Source organism: Hymenobacter sp. (assembly GCF_036387835.1).
Classification (GTDB): Bacteria; Bacteroidota; Bacteroidia; order Cytophagales; family Hymenobacteraceae; genus Hymenobacter.
Genome location: NZ_DASVSY010000012.1, coordinates 1 through 8,283, shown reverse-complemented (window position 1 = coordinate 8,283; position 8,283 = coordinate 1). Strand labels below are relative to the sequence as shown.

At 60.6% G+C, this 8,283-nt stretch carries 4 protein-coding genes; 2 read left to right on the top strand and 2 right to left on the bottom strand.

Annotated elements, in window-relative coordinates; translation table 11 throughout:
- Positions 1-36: 36 nt before the first annotated feature.
- Positions 37-432 (bottom strand): hypothetical protein, encoded by a 396-nt coding sequence (locus VF639_RS02845; RefSeq protein ID WP_331144371.1) that lies wholly within the window; start codon positions 430-432, stop codon positions 37-39.
- Positions 433-731: 299 nt separating this feature from the next.
- On the opposite strand from VF639_RS02845, the gene VF639_RS02840 reads away from it, so the two are divergent.
- Positions 732-1,001, top strand: coding sequence for a hypothetical protein (locus VF639_RS02840; protein WP_331144370.1), 270 nt, complete (start codon positions 732-734; stop codon positions 999-1,001).
- Between the two features lie 217 nt (positions 1,002-1,218).
- Here the strand turns inward: VF639_RS02840 and VF639_RS02835 are convergent, their stop codons facing one another.
- Positions 1,219-5,370, bottom strand: coding sequence for a hybrid sensor histidine kinase/response regulator transcription factor (locus tag VF639_RS02835; RefSeq protein WP_331144369.1), 4,152 nt, complete (start codon positions 5,368-5,370; stop codon positions 1,219-1,221).
- Positions 5,371-5,804: 434 nt separating this feature from the next.
- Between VF639_RS02835 and dnaX the strand changes: the two genes are divergently transcribed.
- Complete coding sequence (gene dnaX / locus VF639_RS02830) at positions 5,805-7,988, top strand: DNA polymerase III subunit gamma/tau (protein WP_331144368.1); 2,184 nt, start codon at positions 5,805-5,807, stop codon at positions 7,986-7,988.
- Positions 7,989-8,283: the final 295 nt, after the last annotated feature.

Sequence of the window (8,283 nt, the reverse complement as noted above, 5' to 3'; positions counted from 1 at the left end):
ATCGGCGGCATCGAGGGTGGTGCACAACACCAACGGCTACTGATCAGTAGTGCCGAGGTAGTTGCAGGCGGAGTCGGTAGCGGTATTGCCAGTCAGGTTCCAGCCAGCGCCAGTTGGCGTGGCACCGGTGTTGAGGCGGGTCCAGGCGGACGCGGTGGTGGTGACTGCGTTGTAGTAGAAACCTGCGCTACCACTTAGCGCCCCGTTGGTATTATATACCAGCAGGCTCGGGGCCGGACTCAACACGGCCGCCGCATCGGTGAGCGAAGCCAAGCTGACTTGCGGGAACAGGACGCCCTTATTGGTGGCGCTGATGTGCAAAGCCGCCGAGGCATCGGGGGTGATAGTGCCGACGCCCACTCGAGCCTGAACGGGTGGTATGAGGCCAACTATCAAGGTTAACCGCGCGCTAACGAGTACTAAGAGTTTCATAAAAAAGATAAGGTCACGGAGAGCTTATAAGGGGCAGCGCCGAATGCCGAAGAAGCCGCCTTATTCAACAGAGTATTGAAAATCTGGCATCTGGCTGCTCTGCAAAGGAAAGCAGTGGCCCGGTGTGCGACGTTCGTACAGGTTGCAAAGGCTTGCGCGCAGGTCGCATCTTGTCGGAAACCAGTATTTTTTCTCTGCAAAGAAGATGGTTTGCTTTCGTAGCCAGCACTCCCTGCTTCGCTGGCTACAGATTCTGCTTCAAAACGATCTGTGCGCAAGCCGGCAGAAATGAGCAGTAAGTGCTGCACAACGACGTAAATCCCGATTATCTGTTCGACCGAATGTCGGAGGCAGCGGCGCGGGCCGTCAGCACCCAAACCGCCTGCTTCGACGGTTACTACCCGACCGGCGGTATCGGGCACTTAGGTGCCTACCCGCAAGCCACATTTCGCGCTGGCCGTACGCAATACCTCCACCGTGGCGCGGCTGCATCAGCTTGCGCGAGCGGGGCCGGCTCCGTCACTGAATTAGCCGCACAGCCGCCGTCGGTGGGCCTTGGTGTAAGTTGAGGTAATGAGGACTAGAGGGTGGTTAATAATCGTTGACCGTCATGCAGAGGCGTAGCCGAAGTATCTCGCGTGCTGACTCTGGATTGGTATTTACACACTAGCGAAACGCTTCGGCAAACGGATGCCAGCTCAAGCAGGACGTTTAGTTTGGCAACCTCAGCACGCGAGATGCTTCGGCTGCACCTCTGCATGACGGTCAACGAGCTGCCCTACTCTATCACTTCGCCTCACTCTTACTCACCTCGCTAGGCGCGTAGCCAAACAGCTTGCTGAAGCTGGTGCTGAAGTGCGCGGGGCTGTTAAAACCGACCTTGTAGGCCACTTCTGCCACATTACCGACTTGGCCTTGTAGCAATGCGTGGGCGCGCAATAGCCGGGTTGTCCGGATAAAGTCGCCCGGGGCTTGCCCGGTAAGGGCTTTCAACTTGCGATGCAGCTGCGCCCGGCTGAGCGCCACTTCCTGGCTCAGCGCTTCTACGCTGAAGTCGCCGTCGTCGAGGTGGCTTTCCACGGCTTGCTCCACGCGGCGCAGGAAGGCTTGGTCGAGGGAAGGCAGGGCGGCTACGGCGGCTGCGTGCTGCTCTAGCGGCGAGAGCAGGGCCGAAGCGGCGGTGACATTGGCTGCAACCAGAGGGGCGTCGTCGGGAGCGGCGGGCGGCGAAGGTGCCGCCATTACTGCGGGCTGAAGCGCAAAACGACTTTGCAGCCTACGGCGCAACGCCAGCAGATTGCGTACCTGCGCCCGTAGCTCACGTGGGTTGAAGGGCTTGGCCAGATACGCATCGGCACCGATTTCGAGGCCCTGGAGCTTGTCGCGCGGGTCGGCGCGGGCCGTGAGCAGCACCACCGGGATGTGGGAAGTAGCCGGATCGGTTTTGAGCTGCTCGCACACCTGGTAGCCATCGGGGCCGGGCGGCATCATTACATCCGAGAGTATTAAATCGGGCACGGTTTCGCGGGCTAGTGCCACCCCAGCCGTGCCGTTGGGGGCCACCAGCAACCGATAGCCAGCCTGCGCCAACGACTCACAGATGAACTGCTGCACATCAGGATGATCTTCGATAACAAGTACCACCTCGGTTTCTGCGTTCAAGTCCACTTCCGCTCCCATAGCTGCCACAGCAGCGGTAGACTCGTTTTCAAAACGAAACACGTCGTTGGTATCGATGGCCGGAAGGGTAACAGCCAAGGCTTCTGCTTCAAGCTGGCTGGCCATGTCGGGACCAGTGAAAGGCGTGGACTCCGAGCTAGCCACCGCCTGGCGGTGCGGAAACCACACCGTGAAAACAGCTCCCTGCCCCGGCTCGCTGGCAACGGAAACTGTACCGCCGTGCAATTCGGTTAGCTCCTTCACCAGCGCCAGCCCCAACCCCGTACCCGTGCGCGGGCCAGCACCATCGGGGCTGGCCGCTTGATAAAACCGGTCGAAAAGCCGGTGCTGAAACTCGGGCGCAATGCCGGGCCCAGTGTCGCGGACCACGAAACGCACGCTGCCCAGCGGAGCCGCGGGAATGGCTGCTTCTTCCTGCACCTCCAGCGCCACCTCTCCGCCCGCGGGCGTGAAGCGCAAGGCATTAGCCAGCAGATTGGTTAGAATATCTTCCAGCTTATCGGGGTCGAAGAATAAGGGCACCGGCCCGCCGGGGGTACGCAGGTGCAACGTAACATCCAGCGCATGCGCCATGGAAGTAAACGAAGCCAGCAGCCGGGCCCCAAACAGGGCCGCGTCGCCGGGCACGGCGTTTAGCTGCAAGGCCCCTGCCTCCAGCTTGCTTAAGTCGAGCAATTGGTTGATGAGGCGCAGCAGCTTGCGGGCGTGCCGCACCACCAAGCTGCTTTGTCGGCGCACCTGCGCCGGGTCGGTGGGCGGGTCGGTAGCCAATTGCTCGGCGGGACCAAGAATAAGGGTAAGCGGGGTGCGAAACTCGTGGCTGATGTTGGCAAAAAAGTTGGATTTCACCCGGTCCAGGGCTTGTAAGTGTTCCAGTGCCAGCCGCTCTAGCCGCCGGTTGGCGCGCTCCCGTTCCCGTTGCTGCGTCACGCGCCGCACCCCGTACAGCACCGCCCCAAATATGCCCGTATACAGCACGTACGCCCACCATGTGCTCCACCACGGCGGCTCGATGGTAAAGCGAAAGCGGGCCGGCCGCGTGTTCCATACCCCGTCGTTGTTGGCCGCTTTCACCTCGAAGGTATAGGCGCCGGGCGGCAGGTTGGAATAGGTAACGGAGGTGGTAGCCAGCGGGTCGGTCCAGCGGGTATCCGAGCCCACCAGCCGGTACTGATAGCGCACTTTCACCGGATTGGTTAAACTCACCCCCACGTAATCGAAAGTGAGGTGGTTGAGTTGGTGGGGCAACGTGATACCCGAGCGGACGGTGGTATCCTTCAAAAACACGCGCAGCCGGGCCAGATATGTGCCCGGTGCCCGGCGGTTGACCTGCGCGCCGGCCGGGTCGTAGTGCATCAGCCCATTGATGGTACCTATCCACAGTTGGTTGCTGTGGGCCAGCACCACGGCATTCTGGTTGGTTTCCTGGCCCGCAAAACCTTCCAGCAAGCCGTAGCTCATGGCCCGCCCCGTGCGCGGATTAAAGCAGTCGAGGCCTGTGTTGGTGCCGAGCCACACCCGGCCGGCGCTATCGCACAACACAAAATACGGGTTGTTGGATTGCAGACCGGCTTCGAGGCCGTAGCCGCGCATGGTGTGCCCATTGTAGCACAGCAGCCCGCTCCCGATGCTGCCCAACCACAGGTTGCCGCGCTGATCTTCGCAGATAGAGCCGATGCTGAGTCGCTTCGGCTGCCCTTCTACGCACTCGAACTGGTCGTGGTCGGTGTCTACGCGGACCAGCCCGATGTCGTCGGTGCCGAGCCAGAGCGTGCCGTGCCGGTCCCGAAAGAACTTCCACAAGCTGTAGGTACCTAGTCCGCCGTGGCGCGCGTCGAAGGTGCGGAACTGGCCGGTGACGGGGTCGAATACGGTGGCGCCAGCCTCACGGGTGGCCAGCCATACCCGCCCGCGGGCGTCCTCGGCAATACTTACTACCCGCTGCCCCGCTAAGCCTGGCACGTCATCGAAGTAGGTCCAGCGCTTGGTGGCCGGATTATAGCAGGCCGCCCCGCCCCCGCGCGTGCCGAGCCACACCCGCCCGCGCCGGTCCTGAAACAGGCAGCGCACATACTGCCCGAGCGCACCCGGCCGCAACGGCACGGGCTGGAACAACGGCCCATCCGTGGCCTTAGGCCGAAACCGCACGATACCGAGCCGAGTGCCAATCCAATATTCGCTGGAGTTTATGGCTTCTATGGCCAGCACCTGGTTGTCGGGCAGGCCGTCTTGGGGCGTGTACTGCGTGAATCGCTCGTCGGCTAGGTGTTGGGTCAGGCCGTTGTCGTGTACGATCCACACGTTGCCTTCCTGGTCTTCCAGCAGGTCGTGGGCTTGGTCGCTGATGGGATAGTCGCGGCTGCCGTAACAGGTGAAGCGCCCACCCGGCACCGCACGGCTCAGGCCATCTGCTGTGGTCGCCCACACCCGCCCCCGCCGGTCCTGTAGCACGCGCAGCACCACGCTGGCGCACAAGCCGTCGGCCGAGCCGAAGCGCCGCACCCGCCACGGCTGGCCCGGCCGGCAACTGACCCGCAGCAGCCCCGTACGGGTAGCGCACCATAACAAGGTGTCGCCTACTTTAAATAAGCTGTTGATGCTGGCTTGTCGCAGCTCAATGGGCAGCGCCGCAGTAGCAGCCACCGGCGCGGGCCGCCCCTGCCCGAACACCACCGCCCCCTTGGCCGTAGCCACCCACAGCTGCCCGGCCGGCCCGGCGCCCACGTAAGTAACGGAATCAGAAGGCAGGCCATTTTTCGTGGTGAACCGGGTGACAGTGGTATCGGTGGGGCTGCATTCGAGGCGAATCAGCCCGTTGCCGGCCGTGGCCACCCACACGGTACCAACACCCACCGGATACACTTGCTGCACATGCGCTATTCCGCCTAGGCCACGCGGTCGGCAATGCCGTAGCTGGCCCTGCCGCAAACTCGACAGTCCTCCGTATTCGTGCCCCAACCACAAAGTGCCATCGGAGGCAGCGGCCACGGCCGTTACGTGGTTATCAGACAAGCCCTGCCGCACGTCGAGAGTGCGAAACTGCTGCCCGTCAAATGAGCATACGCCCCCCTGCGTACCCGCCCACAGGCGCCCTTCCTTGTCCTGACAAATGGCGTAGACTACGGTCTGCGGCAACCCGTCGGCAATGGTATAAGAGCGCGAAGCCAGCGTCTGCGCTTCCACACACTGCACCTTCCCCTCCAGCCCTACCAGCCCGACAAGCAAACACCCAAGGAAAAAAGCGTAACGGCGGGACATAGAGCGGCAACTATAGCGGGCAAACAGGCAGTCACCCCGTCCTCCCCTTGCCTGCTATTCATATGACAGCGAGGCTAGTAACGCCAATATATATAGAACACGCTGTATTATGTATTTTCGGGCAAGCTCAAAATCACTTGTTTTCGGAAAAAGACAGAAAGTAGATGACAAAGAGATTTAGGATTAGCGATAGAAGGCTAGAACTGGTTCAGCTCCTCAACTGAAGAGGGAAACTTGTTTTTAGCTTCTAGCTTTCAATTCTCAACGGCTTCAACAATACAAAGGCATGGCACCCTTAAACCACCAGCAAATCCGGAGTTGGGGGCACGGCTTCGGCTAGATTTTCGGGAGAGAAGTTCGGTATCGTTGCTAGCAAACAGCCGGTGCCGGCCTTCCAAACCCCGGCTTTTCGGGGTATCTTTGTGGCTAGTCGTATGGAAAATTTCGTTGTTTCGGCCCGCAAATACCGTCCCGCCACGTTCAGAAGCGTGGTCGGGCAACAGCACGTTACTACCACCCTGCAAAACGCCATTTCCAGCCAGCATCTGGCGCAGGCGTTTCTGTTTTGTGGCCCTCGCGGTGTGGGCAAAACCACCTGCGCCCGGATTCTAGCCAAAACCATCAACTGCGAGTTCGTAGAAGAACACGTGCGCAAAGGCCGCCCGGTTTCCGAGCTGCTCCAGGCGCAGCCCGACATCGTACCCGACGCGCTGCACCAAGCCGCCGACCCCGATAATACGCCTTTCGACCTGGAAGCCTGCGGCAAATGCTCGTCGTGCCGCGCCTTCCAGGAAAACGCCTCCTTCAACGTGCACGAGCTGGACGCCGCTTCCAACAACTCCGTCGAAGACATCCGCAGCCTGGTGGAGCAGGTGCGCTACGCCCCGCAGCAAGGCCGCTTCAAGGTGTACATCATCGACGAGGTGCACATGCTCTCGAATGCGGCCTTCAACGCATTCCTAAAGACGCTGGAAGAGCCGCCAAGCTACGCCATCTTCATCCTGGCTACCACCGAGCGGCACAAGATCATCCCGACTATTCTGTCGCGCTGCCAGATCTTCGATTTCAACCGCATTCGGGTCGATGACATTCGGAGTCACCTGCGCTACGTAGCCACTCAAGAGCAAATCCAGGCCGAAGACGACGCCCTGCACCTACTAGCCCAAAAGGCCGACGGCGGCCTGCGCGACGCCCTGAGCATGTTCGACCAGATGGTGACCTTCTCGGGCCACGACCTGACCTACAAGGACGTGGTGCAGAATCTGCACATTCTGGACTACGAGTACTACTTCCGGCTAGTCGATGCGCTATTAGCCGAAAACCTATCGGCCACGCTGCTCTTGCTGGATGAGGTAATGCAGAACGGCTTCGACCTGCACAACTTTGTGGTGGGCGCCGCCGAGCACCTGCGCGGCCTGTTGGTGTGCAAAGACCCCGTAACGGTGCAGCTGCTGGAAGTGTCCGACAACATCCGGAGCCGCTATGTGTTGCAGGCACAAGCCTCGTCGTTGTCGTTTCTACTGTCGGCCCTGAACCTGGTGAGCCTCTGCGACCGGGAGTTCAAGCAAGCCAAAAACCAGCGCTTGCACGTCGAGCTGACGCTCATGAAGCTGGCTTACCTCAACGGCGCCGTGCAGTTTGCCCGCGACTTGAGTGCTGGCCCTACAACAGCCAACAACGGCAGCACCAGCACTTCCTCTTCCAACGGCGAGGCGAAAAAAAAAAGTAGCGTAACCCCGCCAGCTCCTGCACCAACTCAAGCTAACGGCCAGCTCGTAGCCGATGGCACCGCCGAAGCGGCGGCGGCCTATGGCAACTCGCACAAGACTGCGCCGCTGAACGGCACTTTCTTAGCCGAAAAACAAAAAACAAACAACGAAAAACCAATTCACGCCCCTGCTGATCCGGAGCCTATTGTTCCCATCGAAAGCGGCGTGGAGGAGCTACACGATACGCCGAGCATCGAAGACGAAGCCGCCACCGAAGTGCCCACTACCTCCCGGCTGCGCGACACGGTGCCACACGTTGAAATTGGCAAGCCGAGCATCGCCGGCCACGAGCCAGGCCAGATGCCCGTAACAGCGGCTCCGCTGCCTCCGCGCCCTGGCATGCCGCTCATGGGCAAACCCTTGGGCCTCAACAGCAAGCTCCCCGGCCTTGGCAGTCTGAATGCCATGAAAGCCCAAATGGCCGAGCAGGCCGCCGCGGGCAAAGTCCTCGCCGACACCGAGCCGAGTGGTCCCGTCGTGGGCTTGACGGCCATCGACAATGCCGTACTTCAGGGCGTGTGGCAGGAACTAACCGAGGAGCGCAAGGTCATCAGCATGATGCACTACAGCCTGCTCAACCGCCCGGTAACGGCCAACGACCAACACGTTATCCACCTGCGTGTCGACAATCCGGTGCAGGAAGACCAGTTCAACGAGTTCCGGGCCGAGTTTTTGGGCGAGTTGCGCCGCCGCACTGGTTATCCGCGCCTTACCGTGCAAGTGGAAGTAGTGGAGCAGCAAAGCACCGGCCGCAAGCTCTACACCGCCACCGATAAGCTGGAATACCTAAAAGAGAAGTTCCCGATGCTGGTGGAGATGCAGCAACGACTAGGGCTTGATGCCGACTGAATCACGGATTTAGTGGGATTTATCGGACCACACAAGTTTCAATATCAGCGATACTTTGTAGCTGATGGTACAGGAAACAGGAAGGGCTTGCCAATTGGCAAGCCCTTCCTGTTTCGTAGCCTTCGATACATCCGTGTAATCCGACGAATCCGGTTATAGCAGATTCAAGAACGGTGTAGCTGTTCGCGACTAGGCTGCGTAAGCGGTTGTATGCAAGCCTATTCTTTGGATTTACGCCAGCGCGTGGCCCAGGCGTGCGCTGAGCCGGGGGCGCGGCAGGCGCAGGTGGCGCAGC

Bases quoted from the DNA above. Each gene is read 5' to 3' on its own strand.
- dnaX (WP_331144368.1), top strand. From the start codon at position 5,805: ATGGAAAATTTCGTTGTTTCGGCCCGCAAATACCGTCCCGCCACGTTC.
- VF639_RS02845 (WP_331144371.1), bottom strand. From the start codon at position 432: ATGAAACTCTTAGTACTCGTTAGCGCGCGGTTAACCTTGATAGTTGGC.
- VF639_RS02835 (WP_331144369.1), bottom strand. From the start codon at position 5,370: ATGTCCCGCCGTTACGCTTTTTTCCTTGGGTGTTTGCTTGTCGGGCTG.